We start from the raw sequence: 17,581 nt of genomic DNA on the forward strand, positions 1-17,581 counted from the left end.
GGAAAGGAATCGGGAGCACAGCATCGGGGATCAGATGGTGACTTTGAATGTGGGGTTTATGGAGCGCTTACGTAATTTCGGTCTTGAACAGATGATCAAACACGATGACCGCTATGAGCGTGCCGAAGAGTTCCTCGATGTGGTGTACAAGCTCTGGGAAGGCAGTTGGGCCGACGATGCCGTGGTCGCCGACAAGGCTCGTCAGCTGTATGCACGGGGTGATCGGATACAACCGATTAACCATGTCGGCGAGCACTACCGGGTGGCCGGTCCGCACCTGACCTCCCCGTCACCGCAACGCACGCCGCTGCTGATCCAGGCCGGCTGGTCGGGGCGTGGCCGTGAGTTCGCGGCGAAGCACGCCGAGCTGATTTTCATCGCTAAATCCAACCCTCAGGAAATCCGCCAGGGACTGGAAGACATATGGGCCAAGGCCCAGGCACGCGGCCGCCAGCGTGAGGATGTGAAGTCCCTGACCGTGCTGCGGATTGTCACCGCCAAAACCGAGATTGAAGCCCAGCGTAAATATGATGCGTTGCAAAGCAACTATCATCTGCAGGCGCAACTGGTCAGTTATGCAGGTGACACCGGTATCGACATCAGCCGCTACGCCGACAGCGATGCACTGTCGACCCATACCGAAGGGCTGACGTCCTATGTCATGCACCCTGATGGCAGTGGTAAACCGTTGACTGCCGGGGACGTGAAGCAACGTTTTGCCAAAGTCACCCGCGGCAGCGACCTGATCCTGGTGGGCACCCCGCAACAGGTAGCCGACCGGATCGAAGAACACGCGCGCATTTCCGGCACCAGCGGCTACATGATCAATCCATTGATCAGCCCCGGCACACTTGAGGATTTCGTAGAGTTGATCATTCCCGAATTACAGCAGCGCGGCCTCTACAGAACCCAGCCGCAAAGTGGAACCTTCAGGTCCAGGCTGAGGGATGATGGCGGCAACCATTTACCCGATTCGGCTTACGGAGCCTCATTCCGCTTCGATAAGGACCTATAGCCGCTGGGCGACTGCTTATGAGTTATTCAGCAGTCGTCGAGCGAACGACAATTACGTCGCGGGCGTGGGCGTCGGGACGCATCATGAGGTATTGACTCCGCAAAGGCGTCGGGAGCGAAGCATCGAGCATCAAATCCGGGCCTGGAATATGGGTTTCATGGAACGTTTACATTAGTTTTCCGCTGGGTGGCAACCTCACAAATCTTCAGGATTTTCCTGCTGTCACGCCCAGCCATTGCTGGTATGGTTTTGCCTGCCCGGCCTTGGGCCTGGAGTCTCCAGGGATGAAATCCTTTGGTATGAGCATCTGGATTCTGCCGGCGGTTGGATCTCGAGCTTTTGTTTCAAACGTTACACCTACTACATTAATGCAGGGAGCAGAACCATGAGTAACAAAGCAGTTATCGTTTTTAGTGGCGGACAAGATTCAACAACCTGTTTAATCCATGCATTGCCTCTCTATGATGAAATACACTGTATTACGTTTGATTATGGTCAGCGCCATCGTGCAGAAATTGAAGTAGCACAACACCTTTCAAAAAAGCTTGGCGTGACAGTGCACAAAGTACTAGACACATCCTTGCTAAATGAGTTGGCGATCAGCAGCCTGACACGCGACAACATCCCAGTTCCAACCATGAATAGCTCCGGAGAAAGTCTGCCAAACACTTTCGTACCCGGAAGAAATATTCTGTTTTTAACCTTGGCTTCTATTTACGCATATCAAGTTCAAGCCAAAACTGTAATCACAGGGGTTTGCGAAACAGACTTCTCTGGCTATCCCGACTGTCGAAATGAGTTTGTCAAGGCATTAAACAAAGCCATTGAATTAGGCATGGAATATACATTGCAACTTGAAACTCCGCTTATGTGGCTGAACAAAGCGGAAACGTGGGCCTTGGCCGACTACCACAACCAATTAGACTTGATTCGCCACGACACACTGTCCTGCTACAACGGTATAAAGGGAAGTGGCTGCGCCAACTGCGACGCTTGCAATCTTCGCTCAAAAGGATTGAATGATTATCTGGAGAATAAAGCAGAAATCATGAACAGTTTAAAAGACAAACTGGAATTAAAATAGAAACTCAATAAAACACATTCAATAAGCGCTCACTTAAGCATGATAGGCACACCCCTAATGATTGGCGCGCTTAGACGCGCTCGCACATGGGGTTTATCACGACAGCCACATACTAAGTGAGCGTTGAATCCATCAGCGTTGTGCAAAGAAACTATCAATACACCTTTGCTATTGGAGCAGCACACTCTTTAAAAACAACCCACACCCCATTTACTTAACAGGGCTTGCAGTTATATATTTTTTAAACAATGACCTTGCACCATAGGCAGGCAAAACATTAAAGAAAGCAAAACACACCTTTATAGCTATCTGAACATAAATCATATTCAATATATCACTATTTTTCATGCTCCCATAAAATGCAATATAGCAAAAAAGGAAGCTGTCTATTATCACCGCAAAAAAAGTACTTAAAAACACACGCAAAAATAGAAACCTGGAATTTGTCAGTTCTTTTATTTTGCACAACAAATACGAGTTTATATTTTCAGAAAAAAGAAAAGAAACAGAGGACGCTACCAGTACAGAAGACACATGAGTAATAACCTGATTATAAGGCATATCAAGCTTCCAGCCAGGCAGCCCTGGGAGATAGGTCGAAGCGTTCAGCAAAACAATAATAATAGCATTACTTGCAAAAGCAAATAATATGGCTTTCCTCGCAAGCCTAAGACCGTAAGCCTCATTCAGCAAGTCAACGATTAAAAATGTCAGCGGATAAAGAAAAGTGCCCGGAGTAACGATGATATCAAGGCTTTCTAAATAAATAGGCTTGGTCGCTGCAATACTGGTAAAAATGTAAAATGTAAAATGTAAACAACAGTAGATTTAGAACAATATAAATCATCCATGAGCTTTCATGGCGATCATTCATTTCGTAGGCGGTTACCGCCCCCCCTTGAGAATAAAATTTCTTATACACGTTCTTGATTTCCATTTTATTTAGATTGTCCATTATTTCACTACTTAATACTTCGCTTAACTTTACCCTGATAACCTTACCTGTAGCAATGATCATAATCACAGCAAGATTTTTGCTGTTCTCAAAGCCTAGCAATTTGTACTTGCTGTTTTCGACTTCGCCATCACGCGTCATTAAACCGCTCCTCTATTATATCCCCCACAACACAAATACGCTCCGAACTAGAACAGACCTCGCTTGTTATGAATAGTTTTTTGGTTATTTTGTCGTACACCAGCTTTTCTTTATCGTCACTCGACGAGCCTTTCTTTATTATCAATAGATCTCCTGGCTCATTCAGGCCAATAATTTCGCTCTCCAGAAGTACGCCTATTAAATTATAGGATGTGCCAAAATAGTAAGTCAAAGGGTAGAGGGTGGCCAGCTCACCAATTCTTCTATCCAGGTTTTGAATAACCAAGCTCTCTTTAATGATAGGGACTGCAGCTGGATTCATATTCCCTTGCAGAGAGACACTACTCTCTATTATCTCCTTCTCTTCAAAATCAATAGTCTCTATTTCCTCATAAGACACGCCGAAGAAATCAGAAATCTTGCGAATGGTGGACTGCTGCACATTTGCCACCCGCCCTTCCAGAATATTATATATAGTCGTTCTGGTCAGGCCGCTGGAATTGCACAAAGACAACTGCGTCTCTCCGCGACTTTTTATCAAGTACTTAATATTACTTTTCAAACACTCTGTTTTTTCTCTTCTGTGCATCAAATGCCCACCACTTCCTTATAGCTGTAACAAATCGCACTTCTGTGGATATCATGCCCTGAATGGTCATTCCACTGCTCGACGAAGATGACCAGGCCTGCGAGATCATTGCAGTAAAACTCTTCGCGATTTTTTCGTCACCGGTACCAACCCTGTAGCTCTCCTTTAGCCAGCCTACCTCCGTCCGTTAATGTTGCGGTGCCAGTACTTGAGGCTGTCAAATCGCTGGGGAAGTCCGATTCGGGTTTGCGCTTCATGGTTCGCAGCGGGCTGAAGTGTTGCATGCGTTAGCTATAACAATAAAGACCCAGATGCTCGGAGTCGTAGTCCTTGTCAGCGAATGGCCACCGGCAACGCTTGGAAGGCAGCCCTTCCCGACCGTCGATTTTGACCTGTTCAAGCAAGGGGTGCACATACGAGATATCGCTGGCCTGGCTGCCTGAAAATTGGCGGCAAAGGAGTATCCCGTTGGTTTCACAGAGTGTGTGAGCCTTAGTCGTCAAGGTCCTGCGGCTTCGACCCAATGCATGATCTGACGACTCTTCAAGCCCCCTTTTTTCCGGTGTCTGAAGCTCCTCCTGTTGTGGAGTCGATCATCCAGGTATCAAGACGGCTCAGCCTGGATGGCTGGTATCGCCTCTTTTTTTGAATTTACTGCTCGCGAGATCCCATGGACAGCAAAAAAGAATCATTTAATTTGAAGAATGTTTAATTTTTTGATTAATTAAGTGGAATTTCTTACTAAAAAACCTATGCTGCTTTGAGAAATCCTCTTCTCACATCCTCACACGAGGAGAGATAACCTCTAGGGGATTACTGGTTGCATATACAGATTTTGGTTTTTTGAGAGAACGGACGCCAAAAAACACAGCCCTCACGGGTATGGTTTGATGGATCATGGACGAAAGGGCAGCTTCAAGGATGAAAACCTGGTTTTTATGATAAAAAAATCAATGCATTTCAATGGCTTACGTGAAAAATCGCAAAAATCGAGATTGAGCTTCCTTTTCTTCCACCTCACCTCGAACTTTGGGAAAGGCCTCATCGCCCCTCCTGCAGAGAACTCCAAAAGCGGTTCCGCTTCGGTTAACACTTCTTTCGATTCGACCCAAACAAACTCCACACGACAACGATTGCGACGAATCCAGGCATTCAGCGCTTTTTCCTCTGTGGTGGTCAGCCCCCCACTGTCCAGGACGATGTGATCGAGGCGCTGAGGTCAGTCGCAAATTGAGCTGAAAATCGCCTCGATAGCGCACCTCGTACAGCCTGCGGTCAGGTCCGGCTTTGCCCTATTACCGCGATCTATTTCGCACAAATCGGGACATGCGTGTCTTCGGGGTGGACTTCGGGTAGCTCGAAATAGAGGACGTAGCAATTTTTTCTGCGCGGGTTAACACCCTCGCCACAGCGATTGAAAAGATAGATGCCGATCAGCTCATTGTTTAAGGACATTACGCTGGGGCAGCAATGGGGACCTGCATTGCTTCAGCGATAACCACCACGATCAGCTCCCTCTCATTGGTGGTCACCGTATCGCGGCCAATAGAAGCCCCGGACACGGCATGGGCTCAATATCTGCGGTCTGTGGGGGATTCACAGAGATGATCGAGCCGGCAGCTAGCACTACGTAATAGGCATACACGAACGCGAAATCCAGGAAACCGTGCTGTCGTTCGCAGCACTCAACAAACAAGGAAGGGACACCGAATAATGGCAGTCAATACTGAACAGCTTAAGAACCAAGCTGACCTACTGCGACGAGGCTTGGCGGATCTGCGAGCAGAGGACGCCGAGCTGGCGAGGATCTTGGACGCTGAAGTCACGCGTCAACACCGAACACTGTCACTGGTCTCTTCTTCCTGTGCGGTCAAGCCTCGAACCTTGGTGGCATCAGCCTCGGCGCTCGTCAACGTCACGGCAGAGGGCACGCCAGGCAGGCGCTATCACACAGGCTGCGAGAACGTCGATTTGGTCGAGTCTCTGGCAATCCGAAGAGCTCGGGAACTGTTCGGTGCCCAATACGCAGGCGTGCAATCACACTCGGCATCGAACGCCAATTACCACGTCCTCTCTGCCCTGCTTGAGCCTGGGGATACTCTACTTGGAATGGCCCTCGATCACGGAGGACATCTTGCACACGGCAACTCCGTCACATTCACTGGCACCTACTACAAGGCGATCAGATACGGCACAACATCAGAGGGACTCATCGATTACGACAAGGTGCGCAAACTGGCTCTCGCCCATCGCCCGCGCATCATCATCTGCGGTGCAACTGCCTACTCGCGGGTCGTAGATTTCGAGCTGTTCCGCAAGATTGCCGATGAAGCCGGGGCCATCCTGCTCGCTGACATTTCGCATATCGCCGGACTTGTTGCCACGGGGCGACATCCGAGCCCGATCAATGCTGCCCACGTCACTACGACTTGCACACACAAGCAGCTTGCGGGTCCCCGCGGAGGCCTGATTCTTTCGGGCCGAGACGCCAACAAAAAGGTTCCAGGCCTGAAATCAACCTTTAGTCGCGTCCTCGATCAAGCCGTGTTTCCCCGGATGCAGGGCGCGCCAGCCGTCAACATGATCGCTGCAAAGGCCGCCGCGCTGGGCTACGCAATGTCCCCGGAGTTCGACGCCTACATGGAACGGATTCGGGCCACGGCTGATGAGATGGCCAGTGCGTTTCAGGCCCATGACTACGAGGTCGTGGGAGGTCGCAGCGAAAACCACACGATTCTGATTCGATTGCGTGGGGCCATCACAGGTTCCATCGCGGAGTCGGCGCTAGAACGCTGCGGGATCATCGTGGATAAAAATCGCGTGCCGGGCGAGACCCGATCGTCATCCGCCACCAGTGGGTTGCGTATCGGCACTGGCTCCATGGCGCAACGCCACATCGACCCTCAGGGATGCCGCCAAGTCGTCGATCTGGTTTGCCGGATCCTGGACAAGGTGACGCCGCTCAACGAGCAAGAGTACACACTGGAACCCGCGCTGCAGGAGCAATTCCGTTTACAGGCCGAAGCGTTGTGCGCAATGTATCCCATAGCCGACTACATGGAGCGCTGAGGGGGGCCATCGACCGCCACCAGCACAAGCACCATGGCGGCTCGATGGGGGCTGACGATAAGACTATCCATCGTCGCCAATGCACTCACGGTTACACGCGGCAACAGGCAGCGCCGCGTTCGTTGCGGATCGGGCAGAAACACTCAGCGCGGGTGATTTTCTCCGGCTATATCGGTCGCACGCAGATCACCCGCCTGCATCTGATGACCAAGAAGATCGGGGCTGGATTTGGGTGCTTTCAAGGAGTATTGCGGGAACAGCCAAACAAAAACTTTTCTTTTGACCAAAAAAATGGATCTCTTTTCAGAGATCCATTCCTTTCTTAACCGTACCTGCAATTGCTTAACGATCACGGCCGGTATTGTCCAAAGATGCGATCAATCTGAGAAAGCGAGGTTTGGCGTCCCAGCTTCAGTGTGACTGCCTTGAAGGTTCTCCATGCGAGAAAGACTGCGGTAATGCACGACCATTCCGGGCTTGCGCTAGATGCCTTCATTCTCTGTCTTGTCTGTGACGATGAGGGACTCGATACCCCAGTCGCCAGGCAGATGCCAATCTTCCCCGAACAGCTCGGCCGGATGCATCGTACGGTCGGAGCCATTGCCGCACGCCAGGGACTTGGCTGGACAATACCGGTCGCATCCCCAACAGATCCGCTCGGGGTGCTTGGGGTTGACGGGGAAGTTCTTGGCCATGTCGATCTCCAATCATTGAGAGACGTTTTTTCAACCTACAGCCTTTGTGCAAAACCATCCTTGATCGATATCAAGAATCGACATCGAGCGACTGTCCGTTCATGCGGCGGCACAGATGACCCACAGCGTCGAGCGCGCCCAGCGCTTTCGCCAGCGTGACAAGCCATCGGTTTAAGTGCTCAAAACTTGATAACAATCATTATTGTTCGCAGAAAAGCTTCCTAGACTCGGGTTCCTACTCGTTAGTGCCCAGGAAGACTTTATGCGTACCCACCTCTCACTCGCCCTGCTCTTGCTCGTACCGCTGGCTCACGCGAAGGAGTACCCGATCGGGGTACCCCAGCTGTGTCAGGGACTGGAAGTCGGGGCGGTGTATCTGCAACCCATCGAGATGGCCCCGGCGGACATGATGCGGGCGACCGTCGATTCCGATGTTCACCTGGAAGCCGACATTCGGGCCACCGCGGACAATCGACAGGGCTTTCAGGAAGGTAGTTTCGTGCCTTACCTCAATGTCTCGTTCAACTTGAGCAGAGCGGGTAACCCGGACGAAATCAAGGGCGACTTCCATGCCATGGTCGCCAATGACGGCCCGCACTATGGCGACAATGTGAAGCTGCTGGGGCCGGGCAAATATCGACTGACCTTCACCGTGCTACCCCCCACCGGTCACGGCTCCCTCGGGCGTCATACCGATAAGGAAACCGGTGTAGCACCCTGGTTCGAACGCTGCGAACTGCACTACGAATTCATCTACGCCGGCATCGGTAAAAAAGGTGGCTATTGAATGAAGCGCCTGCCGCTTGCCTGGCTGTTGGTGGCCGGAGCCGTTGCGCCGCTGACAGTCCATGCCGACTTGCCGAGCTACGAACTGATCCTGCGCGATGGCCACTTCTCCCCTGCCTTACTCGAGGTTCCGGCCGGACAGCGCTTCAAGATCGTCCTGAGAAACAGCGGTCAGGGGCCGGCCGAGTTCGAGAGCACACCGCTGCGGGTTGAGAAAGTACTGTCACCCGGCGTGACCACCTTCGTCGTCATTCACCCCCTCAGATCCGGCTACTACCCCTTTTTCGACGAGTTCAACCCACAGCTGCCCGAGGGCGGCATCCTCGCGAAATAACCCGCGCCTGCACGGAGTTTCCATGAATCAATCAATGTTCATCGTCTGGCGCGAAAGCGTCGAGGCGCTGCTGGTGATCGGCATTCTCCAAGCCTGGACCAGCCAACAAGGTCTGGGCAATCGCCTGGTCAAATATCTGTGGGCCGGTGTGATGCTGGGATTGCTGCTCTCGGGCCTGCTGGCGGTGCTGATTCTGTTTGCCGGTGAGGCCATGAGCGGTTCAGCCAGTGAATGGTTCCAGGCAGTACTGGCGTTGATTGCCAGCCTGTTGATGGTGCAAATGGTTGGCTGGATGCATCGCAACGGACGCACGCTGAAATTTGACTTGCGACGACATGCCGATAACCATCTGGCCCGGCGAGGCGGTCTGGGGCTGTTGTTGCTGGCCATGCTCGCCGTCAGCCGCGAAGGCAGCGAAACCGTAGTATTTCTCTATGGCGCTGGCGCCCGCTTGCGAGGCCCGCAACTCGGTTTGTTTGCGGTCGGCGGCGTCATGGGGCTGGTGCTGTCGGCACTCACCCTTGCCCTGCTGCATAGCAGTCGCCGGTTCATTTCATGGCAGCGATTCTTTGCCATCAGCGAAGTCGTCCTGCTCATGCTCGGCGCGGCGTTGCTGGTCAGCGGCACCGAGCGAATCGGCGGCCAACTGCTCGTCCTCGATTTTCCAGAGCAGGTGTACAGCATCGTTGGCGAGGCGCTTTGGGACAGCAGCACACTGTTGAATGACAGCCATGGATTGGGTGGCTTTCTGGCCAGTTTTGCTGGTTATCGGGCAACCCCCAGTGGCCTGACCTTGTTGGTGTGGGTCGGTTACTGGCTGGTCGTCGGCGGCTGGCTACGGCAACAGACTGCGGACAACCTGCCATGCCCGACCTGAGCCGCCACAATCAATGGCTCCAGCGCCTGGGTGACGGGATGCGTCGCCATGCGTCCGTCATTCGGGCCGTGCAGTGGGCTGTCGTACTGTTTTACGCAGGGCTGTTGGTGACCCCGACGCTATTGCCGCTGCCGGACAGCCAGGCGCGGATACTCGACCACCTGACCTTGCTCGCGCAGTTTCTATTCTGGGGGATCTGGTGGCCGTTCGTGTTGCTGTCGATGGTGTTCTTCGGTCGACTTTGGTGTGGCGTTCTGTGCCCGGAAGGTTCGCTCAGCGAGTGGGCCAGCCATTACGGAAAAGGCCTGGGTGTGCCGCGTTGGGTGCGCTGGGGCGGCTGGCCAACCCTGGCATTCTGCCTGACAACCCTCTACGGCCAGTTGATCAGCGTTTATGACTACGCCCAGGCCGCGCTGTTGATTCTGGGTGGCTCGACCGTCGCTGCGGTCATCGTCGGGTTGTTGTTCGCCCGGGGCAAACGGGTCTGGTGCCGTTACCTGTGCCCGGTCAGCGGCGTCTTCGCCCTGCTCGCCCGGCTGGCCCCTGTGCACTTTCAGGTCGATGAACAACGCTGGATAGCGAATGCCGCACCACGCCTGCCGCCGCCCAACTGCGCTCCCCTGCTCGATATCCGCCGCCTGCAAGGCGCCAGTGATTGCCACGCCTGCGGACGCTGCAGCGGGCAACGCGGTGCCGTTCAACTGATCGCCCGCTCCAGCAATCAGGAGATTCTTCACGCAACCGCGCAGACGCTGTCCCCTTGGGATACACGCTTGCTGCTGTTCGGCGTGATCGGCTTGGCCATGGGCGCGTTTCAGTGGACGGTCAGCCCGTGGTTTATCGCTCTCAAACAACACCTGGCCCAGTGGCTGGTCGAACACAACCAGCTCTGGGCCCTGCAGGACAATGCCCCCTGGTGGTTGCTCACCCATTACCCGCAACTCAACGACAGCTTCAGTTGGCTCGACGGCTTCAGCATCGTCGCTTACTTGAGTTTGAGTTCGATCGTGCTCGGCGCAGCGTTGATGCTGCTTCTGCGACTGACGGCCCGGCTGGCGCGAGATCGCGCACTGTATTGGCCTCTGGCGCTGACACTCACGCCTCTGGGGGGTGCCGGACTGTTTCTCGGGCTGTCGGCCACCACCGTCAAATTACTGCGTTATGAAGGTCTGCTGCTGGAGTGGGTACAACCCGCCAGGGCCTTTCTGTTATTGGCCGCCATGGGGTGGAGCCTGCTACTGGGTTGGAAACGGCTGAAACACGAAGGTATTTCCCTGGCTCGGCGCGTGTCGGGGGGCGTTTGCCTGTTACTCGCCAACGGCCTGATCGGGTTTGGCTGGTGGTTGCAGTTCTGGGGCTGGGCTTGAGTTCCCCCAACCCCCGTTACCCCCGTAGCACGAAGACCGGGAACAACTCGCGCATGGCCTCCCACAACTCTGGCAGCAAGGCTTGTGCCGAAACGCTCGGCAACAGCGGATCGAACATCCGCTCGGTGCGAACCAGTTGCACGGCGAAGCGTTTGACGCCAAGTGCATTCAAGCGTTTGGCCAGGATCAGCAGACGTGCTGGCTCGAACAGATGCCAATGCACAGTGGTGCGACATTCGTAGTCCACACCACTGGCCAACAGATACTCAAGGCTGCGCCAGTTTGCCGTTCCACTGCCCTCGACCCGGGTGATGGCCTGGCAATCCTCGGGCAATGCCTTGACATCGAAACCGACCCAATCAGCACCGGTCAGTGCCTTGGCGAAGGCGGCAGGCTTGATGCCAGCGCTGTGCAAGCCAATGCGAAATCCCATTTCCCGCACTTCATCCATGGCGCCGAGCAAGCCGTCCTGCAGAGTCGGCTCACCGCCGCTGAACACCACGGCATCGAGCAGGTCCTGACGACGTTGCAGAAACGCCAACACCCGCCGCCATTCCACTTCCTCACTGCCACGAGGGGGAATCAGCTGCGGGTTATGACAATAACGACAACGCCAGGCGCAACCCTGGCAAAACAACACGCAGGCGAGCTGTCCCGGATAGTCGAGAGTGGTCAGGGGCACCATGCCCCCAACCCGAAGCGTTCGACTCATTGGCGCCCGGCCAGCGCCGCGCTTTCAGTGAAGTGCACCCGCTCGCGGTGCTCGGACTGTTTGCCTGGATTGAACGCCGATACCGGCCGGTGATAGCCCATCACCCGAGTCCAGACTTCGCAGCGTTGACGTTGAGCCTGGGGCAGTATTTGCGATGCAGTCATGATGAAGCTCCTTGCGATTGAGTGGATAAAAATCAGTGAACAGCGCCGGTTTTCTGTTCTTGTAGCAACAGGGCCTCGTCGCATTTGGGGCAGAACTCATGCTCGCCATCGAGGTAGCCGTGCACCGGGCAGATGGAGAACGTCGGGGTCACGGTCAGGTACGGCAGACGGAAGCGTCCAAGGGCCTTGCGTACCAGTTGCTTGCAGGCTTGGGTCGAGGAAATCCGCTCGGCCATATACAGATGCAGGACCGTGCCGCCGGTGTATTTGCATTGCAGTTCGTCTTGCAGCTCCAGGGCCTCGAAGGGGTCATCGGTGTAGCCGACCGGCAGTTGCGAGGAGTTGGTGTAATACGGCGCCTGCATGCTGCCGGCCTGGAGAATGTCCGGGTAGCGCTTGAGGTCTTCCTTGGCAAAGCGATAGGTGGTGCCCTCCGCCGGTGTCGCTTCCAGGTTGTAGAGATGACCGGTTTCTTCCTGGAAGCGCAGCAATGTGGCGCGCACATGGTCCAGCAGTTTCAGGGCAAACTGGCGGCCCTGCTCGGTGTGCATACCCTCCTCGTCGCCGGTGAAATTACGCAGCATTTCATGCAGGCCGTTGAGACCGATGGTGGAAAAATGGTTGCGCAAGGTGCCCAGGTACCGCTTGGTGTAAGGGTACAAACCGGCGTCCATATGATGCTGAATGACCTTGCGCTTGACCTCCAGGCTCTCCATCGCCAGCTCCATCAGCGTGTCCAGCCGTTTCAGCAAACCGCTGGTATCACCCTTGAACACATAGCCCAGACGCGCGCAGTTGATGGTCACTACGCCGAGCGATCCGGTCTGTTCCGCCGAGCCAAACAAGCCACCGCCGCGCTTGAGCAACTCGCGCACATCCAGCTGCAACCGGCAGCACATCGAACGCACCTGATTGGGCTGCAGATCCGAATTGAGGAAGTTCTGGAAGTAAGGCAAACCGTAACGCGCCGTCATCTCGAACAGACGGTCGGCATTTTCACTGTCCCAGGGAAAATCATGGGTGATGTTGTAGGTCGGAATCGGAAAGGTGAACACTCGCCCTTTCGCATCGCCAGCCTGCATCACCTCGATGTAGGCGCGGTTGAGCACATCCATTTCGACTTGCAGGTCGCCGTAGGCAAACGGCATTTCCTCCCCGCCGATGACGGGTATCTGCTCGCGCAGATCCTGCGGGCACACCCAGTCGAAGGTCAGGTTGGTGAAAGGCGTCTGGGTGCCCCAGCGTGACGGCACATTGAGGTTGTAGATGAACTCCTGGATCGCCTGGCGGACCTCCGGATAGCTCAGTTGGTCCTTGCGCACATACGGCGCCAGGTAGGTATCGAACGAGCTGAAGGCCTGGGCGCCGGCCCATTCGTTTTGCAGGGTGCCGAGGAAATTCACCATTTGCCCCAGGGCACTGCTCAAGTGCTTCGGCGGCCCCGCTTCAACACGTCCGGGCACACCATTAAGGCCCTCATGCAACAAGGTGCGCAGCGACCAGCCAGCGCAGTAACCGGCCAGCATGTCCAGGTCATGTACATGCAAATCCGCCTCTCGATGAGCTTGGCCGATCGCCTCGCTGTACACCTCGTCCAGCCAGTAGTTGGCGGTGACCTTGCCCGACACGTTCAACACCAGCCCGCCCAGTGAGTAGCCCTGATTGGCGTTGGCCTGGACCCGCCAGTCTTCACGGTCCAGGTACTCGTTCATCGACGTCGCCACTTCGACCAGGGTCCGGCGGTCGCGACGCAAACGCCCGTGCTGTTCGCGATAAACGATATAGGCGCGCATGGCGAGGAAAAAACCGGCGTCCATCAGCACCCGCTCAACACGATCCTGAATCTGCTCGACATGCAGCCTTGGCAGCCTTTCCAATCGGGCGAGTACCGCTTCGAGCAGGCCTTCGGCTTCAACGTCGGTGTACTCCCCGGTTGCCTTGCCGGCAGCGATCAATGCCTGACGGATCTTGTCGGCATCGAAGGCAACCAGACTGCCATCGCGCTTGTGCAAGCGGTTACATCCAACTGAGATCAGCGTGCTCTGCATTTGGCCTCCAGATACTACATATAGATGTTTACAGACAAATAAACACAACATGCAGTGAAGACTACGGATAAAGCGCTGTTCTGCAATTGACCAACGTCAAGATTTGCCGGTGAAAAAACACCCGATGACGGTGAAGGGAGAATCCGGTGCGGACACTGTGGCGAGGGAGCTTGCTCCCGCTGGGTTGCGAAGCAACCCTAAATGAGGCAACACGATTATTCAGACAAATCGAACTTGCAGGATTACGACCGCTTCGCGGCCGAGCGGGAGCAAGCTCCCTCGCCACAAGGATTGTGTTTAGCAAACTCTTTCCTTAACAGATCAGTTCAACCGCCGCTCATGTTCATGAACCGCACAATCTGCACCTCCCCTTCGGGGCCGAAGTCGTGGCGCAGCGGCTTGCCGCGCAAGGCCTTCTGCACCGCGTTGATCAGGGGTTGGTCATCCAGCGGGTAACGCCGCAGTAATCCGCGTAAATCCAGGGCATCGTCCTGCCCCAGACAGAGCAACAGCTTCCCCTCAACGGTCATCCGCACCCGGTTGCAGCTGCCACAGAAGTTGTGGCTGTTGGGTGAAATGAAACCGATCCGGGTATCGGCATGGCGTTCCAGGCGAACGTAGCGTGCTGGCCCGCCACTGCTTTCGGTGCTGTCGATCAATCGATGACGACTGGCGATCAACGCCCGCACTTCGTCACTGGAGCAAAACGACTCGCCACGCGCGCGGCCAACATCGCCCAAGGGCATTTCTTCGATAAAACTGATATCGATGTGTTGATCGATGGCGTATTGCACCAACGCCGGGACTTCATCGAAGTTGCGTCCCTTCATCACCACGCAGTTCAGTTTGATCCGCTCGAACCCCGCGCCCCGCGCTGCTTCAATGCCGCCCAGCACCTGATCGAGATCGCCGTTGCGGGTGATCGCGCGAAACTTCTGCCCGTCCAGGCTATCGAGGCTGATGTTCATCCGCTTGACCCCTGCCTCCGCCAACGGCCGGGCCAAACGGCCCAGTTGCGAGCCGTTGCTGGTCATCACCAGTTCGCGCAAACCGGGTAAAGCGGCGATGTTGCGGCACAGCCCGACAATACCGGGACGGATCAGCGGTTCGCCGCCGGTGAGGCGGATTTTGCGAACACCTTGGCCAACGAACAGCGCCGCCAGACGCTGCAGTTCCTCCAGCGTCAGGACCTGCTGACGCGGCAGAAACGTCATGTTTTTCGCCATGCAATACACACAGCGAAAATCACAACGGTCCGTCACCGACATCCGCAGATAGTCGATCTGCCGTCCAAAACCATCCTGCATGACAGCGTTCATCACATCTCCCCGTTTACCCCAAGGCTCACTGCACTAGCGGTGAGTCGGCGCCCTGCAAGTGAATGCCGCGAATATCCGCCGCACCGATCAGGGTTTGCAGGTATTGCACCAGGGCTTTTTGCCAGACACCTTGCTGCAACTGCGTGCGGATCGCCGTCGACACCACTTCATAGGGCAACGGCATGCCTTCGATCCGCTGATCGACACTGACCACATGCCAACCGTAACGGCTTTCCAGCGGTTTACTTGCCAGCCCCGGCGCCAGGGTGAACAGCTGACGTTCCAGTTCAGGCACGGTCTGACCCTTGCTGATCTGCCCCAAAGAGCCGCCCTGAGCCTTCGACGGGCAGGCCGAGTATTTCACGGCCATCTCGGCGAAACTGCCGGGAAAAATCTCCAGCCGCTGCAACAGAATTTCAGCTTGAACATGCGCAAGCGCGCGGGCCTCGGCATCGTCCGGCGCACATTCGAGCAGGATGTGCCGCACCGCCAGCAACGGCGCGCTGTGAAAGCGCCCGCGATTGTTTTCGTAGTAACGAAGGCTGGTTTCCTCATCGCACTGAGGCACCTGCACCTCACGCTCAAGCAACAAGCGCGTGGCCGCTTCTTCTTCGTTCTCACCGGAGCCGATCTCCAGCGACACGCCTAGTTCGGCAATGCGTTGCTGCAACAACTCGCGGATCACCAGCGCCCTGGCGGCCAGGTAGACCGCCTCCTCGCGGCTTTCCGCCGGGTGATATTGCACTTCCTGAGCCATCGCCTCCGGGGTAATCGACACCGCGTTGACGCTGATGATCGGCCACTCCTGCTCACTGCTGGCGATCAACTGCGCCGGGGCGTCATGGGCCGCCGGCGCAACCGGGAGTGCGTCAAACTGCACCGCCCCGGTCGGCGCGACATCCACAACATCGGGCTCCGCTTGTTTGGAAGAACCGCAGCCACCGCTGCCCCCGTTACCGCCACCACATCCACATCCACCTGACATGATTGTCTCCTCAGAACTTCTGACGAACGATTTGATACCGACGCCCCAAGTACCAGACCGGTGCACTGATCATGTGTACGAGACGGGTGAAGGGGAACAGCACGAACAGGGTCAAACCGAGAAACACATGCAGCTTGTAGGTCAAGCCGACCGGCGCGATGGACGCCGCCGCTTCCATCGGCCGCAACAGCACGGTGTTCTGCGCCCAATCGGCGAGCATCACCATCACCGAGCCGTCCATGTGTTCAGTGGACGCCACAATCGTCAGCAGACCGAGCAGCAACTGCGCCAGCAGCACCAGCAACACCAGAATGTCCGAAGTGCTGGAAGTGGCGCGTACCCGTGGATCGCTCAGCCGCCGATTGACCAGCATCAGTAGGCCAACCAGGCACAACAGACCGAAAAGCCCGCCTGAGACCATTGCCAGCAGCTGCTTGTTCTCAGTGCTGATCACATGGTGGTAAACCGACGCCGGGGTCAACAGGCCGACGAAGTGCCCGGCCAGTATGAACAACACCCCGATGTGGAAAAAGTTGCTCGCCACACGCATGCCGCGCTGGTTGAGCATCTGACTGGAGCCTGCCTTCCAGGTGTACTGCGACAGATCGAAGCGTGCCCAACTGCCAATCAGGCAAATAGCCAGGGCGATGTAGGGATAGATCCCGAACAACAACAGGTTCCATTTAGACATTGCCTACCTCCTTGGCCGGCACGGCGGCCAGCCCTTCATGCTGAAAATCCACCCAGTGCAACGGCACTGCGCTTTCTTCCCGGACCTTGCCCGGTGCGCTTGGCAGCGAACTGCAACGGTCCTGCTGTTCGGCCTGGAGAAAGTCCACGGCCTCCTCTTCCCAGATCTTGTCGAGGGCTTCGAGCGAGTCGTCACGCGGTTCGGCAGCCACCTGCGCCCGCAGGTCGGCCACCGCCTGATGCGGCTCGGCCCCGGCAATTTGCAGCAGCGCGCGGAAGCAACTGGCGTACGCGCTTTCACGCTCATCCAGACGCGCCGCGAGCAAGGCCAGCAAGTGCGCAACATCCGCCAGGCCCTCCCGGGCCTCGATGTCTTCGCGAGTAGAAAGGAACTCCAGATACAGCGGGATATAGTCCGGAAGTTCTTTGACACCGATGGCAAACCCGGCGGCTTCGTATTGCGCCATCATGTCGACCATCGCCTGACCTCGATCACGGGACTCACCGTGCACATGCTCGAACAGCAGCAGCGACAGCGAACGCCCCCGGCCGAACAGCGCACCGTAGTGCTCCTGTCCGTCCATCAGGTCATTGGTGCAGATCAGCTCCAGCAACTCGAACAACGCACCGCGCTGCTTGGGGCTGATTTCCCGGGACTCAATAATCGCCTGCTCCAGTTCGTCGCGACCGCCAATCAATGCCTCGGTCGGGTAGTCGAGCAGCAGCGAAATCACTTTGAGAATTTGCATGC

At 55.8% G+C, this 17,581-nt stretch carries 16 protein-coding genes and 2 pseudogenes; 8 read left to right on the plus strand and 10 right to left on the minus strand.

What is annotated here, in order from left to right:
• Window positions 1-1,015: NtaA/DmoA family FMN-dependent monooxygenase (locus KRR23_RS23575; RefSeq protein ID WP_253912229.1), on the plus strand; the 1,015-nt coding region annotated here is incomplete at its 5' end.
• A 385-nt stretch (window positions 1,016-1,400) separates the two neighbouring features.
• Window positions 1,401-2,099: a 7-cyano-7-deazaguanine synthase QueC gene (queC, locus tag KRR23_RS23580; RefSeq protein ID WP_216744460.1), complete on the plus strand. Its 699-nt coding sequence runs from the start codon at window positions 1,401-1,403 to the stop codon at window positions 2,097-2,099.
• Window positions 2,100-2,309: 210 nt separating this feature from the next.
• Here queC and KRR23_RS23585 read toward each other — a convergent pair.
• A pseudogene (locus tag KRR23_RS23585) lies at window positions 2,310-3,195 on the minus strand (queuosine precursor transporter).
• Entirely contained in the window at window positions 3,185-3,784 is a 600-nt protein-coding gene (locus tag KRR23_RS23590; protein ID WP_216744461.1) for a helix-turn-helix transcriptional regulator, read from the minus strand. The pseudogene KRR23_RS23585 and the gene KRR23_RS23590 overlap by 11 nt, the downstream one beginning before the upstream one ends.
• Window positions 3,785-5,497: 1,713 nt before the next feature.
• Here KRR23_RS23590 and glyA point away from each other — a divergent pair.
• Both glyA and KRR23_RS29195 read left to right on the plus strand, forming a co-directional pair.
• Window positions 5,498-6,853: a serine hydroxymethyltransferase gene (glyA, locus tag KRR23_RS23595; RefSeq protein ID WP_216744462.1), complete on the plus strand. Its 1,356-nt coding sequence runs from the start codon at window positions 5,498-5,500 to the stop codon at window positions 6,851-6,853.
• A 92-nt stretch (window positions 6,854-6,945) separates the two neighbouring features.
• Window positions 6,946-7,071: pseudogene (locus KRR23_RS29195) on the plus strand (DEAD/DEAH box helicase); the annotation flags it as partial.
• A 264-nt stretch (window positions 7,072-7,335) separates the two neighbouring features.
• On the opposite strand, the gene KRR23_RS23605 reads toward KRR23_RS29195, so the two are convergent.
• Window positions 7,336-7,548 carry a DUF3079 domain-containing protein gene (locus KRR23_RS23605; protein WP_054596887.1) on the minus strand — a complete coding sequence of 71 codons (213 nt, stop codon included), beginning with the start codon at window positions 7,546-7,548 and terminating at the stop codon, window positions 7,336-7,338.
• A 262-nt stretch (window positions 7,549-7,810) separates the two neighbouring features.
• On the opposite strand from KRR23_RS23605, the gene KRR23_RS23610 reads away from it, so the two are divergent.
• From KRR23_RS23610 to KRR23_RS23625, 4 genes are read left to right on the plus strand one after another with little or no spacing between them, the layout of a single operon-like run.
• Complete coding sequence (locus tag KRR23_RS23610) at window positions 7,811-8,335, plus strand: iron transporter (protein ID WP_216744464.1); 525 nt, start codon at window positions 7,811-7,813, stop codon at window positions 8,333-8,335.
• Window positions 8,336-8,668, plus strand: a complete 333-nt coding sequence (locus KRR23_RS23615) for a cupredoxin domain-containing protein (protein ID WP_216744465.1) — start codon at window positions 8,336-8,338, stop codon at window positions 8,666-8,668.
• Between the two features lie 22 nt (window positions 8,669-8,690).
• Complete coding sequence (locus tag KRR23_RS23620; protein WP_216744466.1) at window positions 8,691-9,545, plus strand: FTR1 family protein; 855 nt, start codon at window positions 8,691-8,693, stop codon at window positions 9,543-9,545.
• Window positions 9,533-10,912 carry a 4Fe-4S binding protein gene (locus KRR23_RS23625; RefSeq protein WP_216744467.1) on the plus strand — a complete coding sequence of 460 codons (1,380 nt, stop codon included), beginning with the start codon at window positions 9,533-9,535 and terminating at the stop codon, window positions 10,910-10,912. Before KRR23_RS23620 ends, KRR23_RS23625 begins: the two co-directional genes overlap by 13 nt.
• Before the next feature lie 16 nt (window positions 10,913-10,928).
• On the opposite strand, the gene KRR23_RS23630 is transcribed toward KRR23_RS23625, so the two are convergent.
• The 7 genes from KRR23_RS23630 to narJ all read right to left on the minus strand — a co-directional run bounded on the left by KRR23_RS23630 (window position 10,929) and on the right by narJ (window position 17,579).
• Entirely contained in the window at window positions 10,929-11,624 is a 696-nt protein-coding gene (locus KRR23_RS23630; protein WP_216744468.1) for an anaerobic ribonucleoside-triphosphate reductase activating protein, read from the minus strand.
• Entirely contained in the window at window positions 11,621-11,788 is a 168-nt protein-coding gene (gene nrdD, locus KRR23_RS23635) for an anaerobic ribonucleoside-triphosphate reductase (RefSeq protein ID WP_216744469.1), read from the minus strand. The genes KRR23_RS23630 and nrdD overlap by 4 nt, the downstream gene beginning before the upstream one ends.
• A 32-nt stretch (window positions 11,789-11,820) precedes the next feature.
• Entirely contained in the window at window positions 11,821-13,836 is a 2,016-nt protein-coding gene (locus KRR23_RS23640; RefSeq protein WP_216744470.1) for a ribonucleoside triphosphate reductase, read from the minus strand.
• 326 nt (window positions 13,837-14,162) lie between these two features.
• Complete coding sequence (moaA, locus tag KRR23_RS23645; protein ID WP_216744471.1) at window positions 14,163-15,155, minus strand: GTP 3',8-cyclase MoaA; 993 nt, start codon at window positions 15,153-15,155, stop codon at window positions 14,163-14,165.
• A 25-nt stretch (window positions 15,156-15,180) separates the two neighbouring features.
• Window positions 15,181-16,140, minus strand: coding sequence for a peptidylprolyl isomerase (locus KRR23_RS23650; RefSeq protein ID WP_216744472.1), 960 nt, complete (start codon window positions 16,138-16,140; stop codon window positions 15,181-15,183).
• 10 nt (window positions 16,141-16,150) lie between these two features.
• Window positions 16,151-16,831, minus strand: a complete 681-nt coding sequence (gene narI, locus KRR23_RS23655; protein ID WP_216744473.1) for a respiratory nitrate reductase subunit gamma — start codon at window positions 16,829-16,831, stop codon at window positions 16,151-16,153.
• Window positions 16,824-17,579 carry a nitrate reductase molybdenum cofactor assembly chaperone gene (narJ, locus tag KRR23_RS23660; RefSeq protein WP_216744474.1) on the minus strand — a complete coding sequence of 252 codons (756 nt, stop codon included), beginning with the start codon at window positions 17,577-17,579 and terminating at the stop codon, window positions 16,824-16,826. Before narJ ends, narI begins: the two co-directional genes overlap by 8 nt.
• Window positions 17,580-17,581: the final 2 nt, after the last annotated feature.

Origin of the sequence: Pseudomonas sp. CVAP#3 (genome assembly GCF_018986375.1) — a bacterium.
GTDB lineage: Bacteria > Pseudomonadota > Gammaproteobacteria > Pseudomonadales > Pseudomonadaceae > Aquipseudomonas > Aquipseudomonas helvetica.

Bases quoted from the DNA above. Each gene is read 5' to 3' on its own strand.
- queC (WP_216744460.1), top strand. From the start codon at position 1,401: ATGAGTAACAAAGCAGTTATCGTTTTTAGTGGCGGACAAGATTCAACA.
- KRR23_RS23590 (WP_216744461.1), bottom strand. From the start codon at position 3,784: ATGCACAGAAGAGAAAAAACAGAGTGTTTGAAAAGTAATATTAAGTAC.
- glyA (WP_216744462.1), top strand. From the start codon at position 5,498: ATGGCAGTCAATACTGAACAGCTTAAGAACCAAGCTGACCTACTGCGA.
- KRR23_RS23605 (WP_054596887.1), bottom strand. From the start codon at position 7,548: ATGGCCAAGAACTTCCCCGTCAACCCCAAGCACCCCGAGCGGATCTGT.
- KRR23_RS23610 (WP_216744464.1), top strand. From the start codon at position 7,811: ATGCGTACCCACCTCTCACTCGCCCTGCTCTTGCTCGTACCGCTGGCT.
- KRR23_RS23615 (WP_216744465.1), top strand. From the start codon at position 8,336: ATGAAGCGCCTGCCGCTTGCCTGGCTGTTGGTGGCCGGAGCCGTTGCG.
- KRR23_RS23620 (WP_216744466.1), top strand. From the start codon at position 8,691: ATGAATCAATCAATGTTCATCGTCTGGCGCGAAAGCGTCGAGGCGCTG.
- KRR23_RS23625 (WP_216744467.1), top strand. From the start codon at position 9,533: ATGCCCGACCTGAGCCGCCACAATCAATGGCTCCAGCGCCTGGGTGAC.
- KRR23_RS23630 (WP_216744468.1), bottom strand. From the start codon at position 11,624: ATGAGTCGAACGCTTCGGGTTGGGGGCATGGTGCCCCTGACCACTCTC.
- nrdD (WP_216744469.1), bottom strand. From the start codon at position 11,788: ATGACTGCATCGCAAATACTGCCCCAGGCTCAACGTCAACGCTGCGAA.
- KRR23_RS23640 (WP_216744470.1), bottom strand. From the start codon at position 13,836: ATGCAGAGCACGCTGATCTCAGTTGGATGTAACCGCTTGCACAAGCGC.
- moaA (WP_216744471.1), bottom strand. From the start codon at position 15,155: ATGAACGCTGTCATGCAGGATGGTTTTGGACGGCAGATCGACTATCTG.
- KRR23_RS23650 (WP_216744472.1), bottom strand. From the start codon at position 16,140: ATGTCAGGTGGATGTGGATGTGGTGGCGGTAACGGGGGCAGCGGTGGC.
- narI (WP_216744473.1), bottom strand. From the start codon at position 16,831: ATGTCTAAATGGAACCTGTTGTTGTTCGGGATCTATCCCTACATCGCC.
- narJ (WP_216744474.1), bottom strand. From the start codon at position 17,579: ATGCAAATTCTCAAAGTGATTTCGCTGCTGCTCGACTACCCGACCGAG.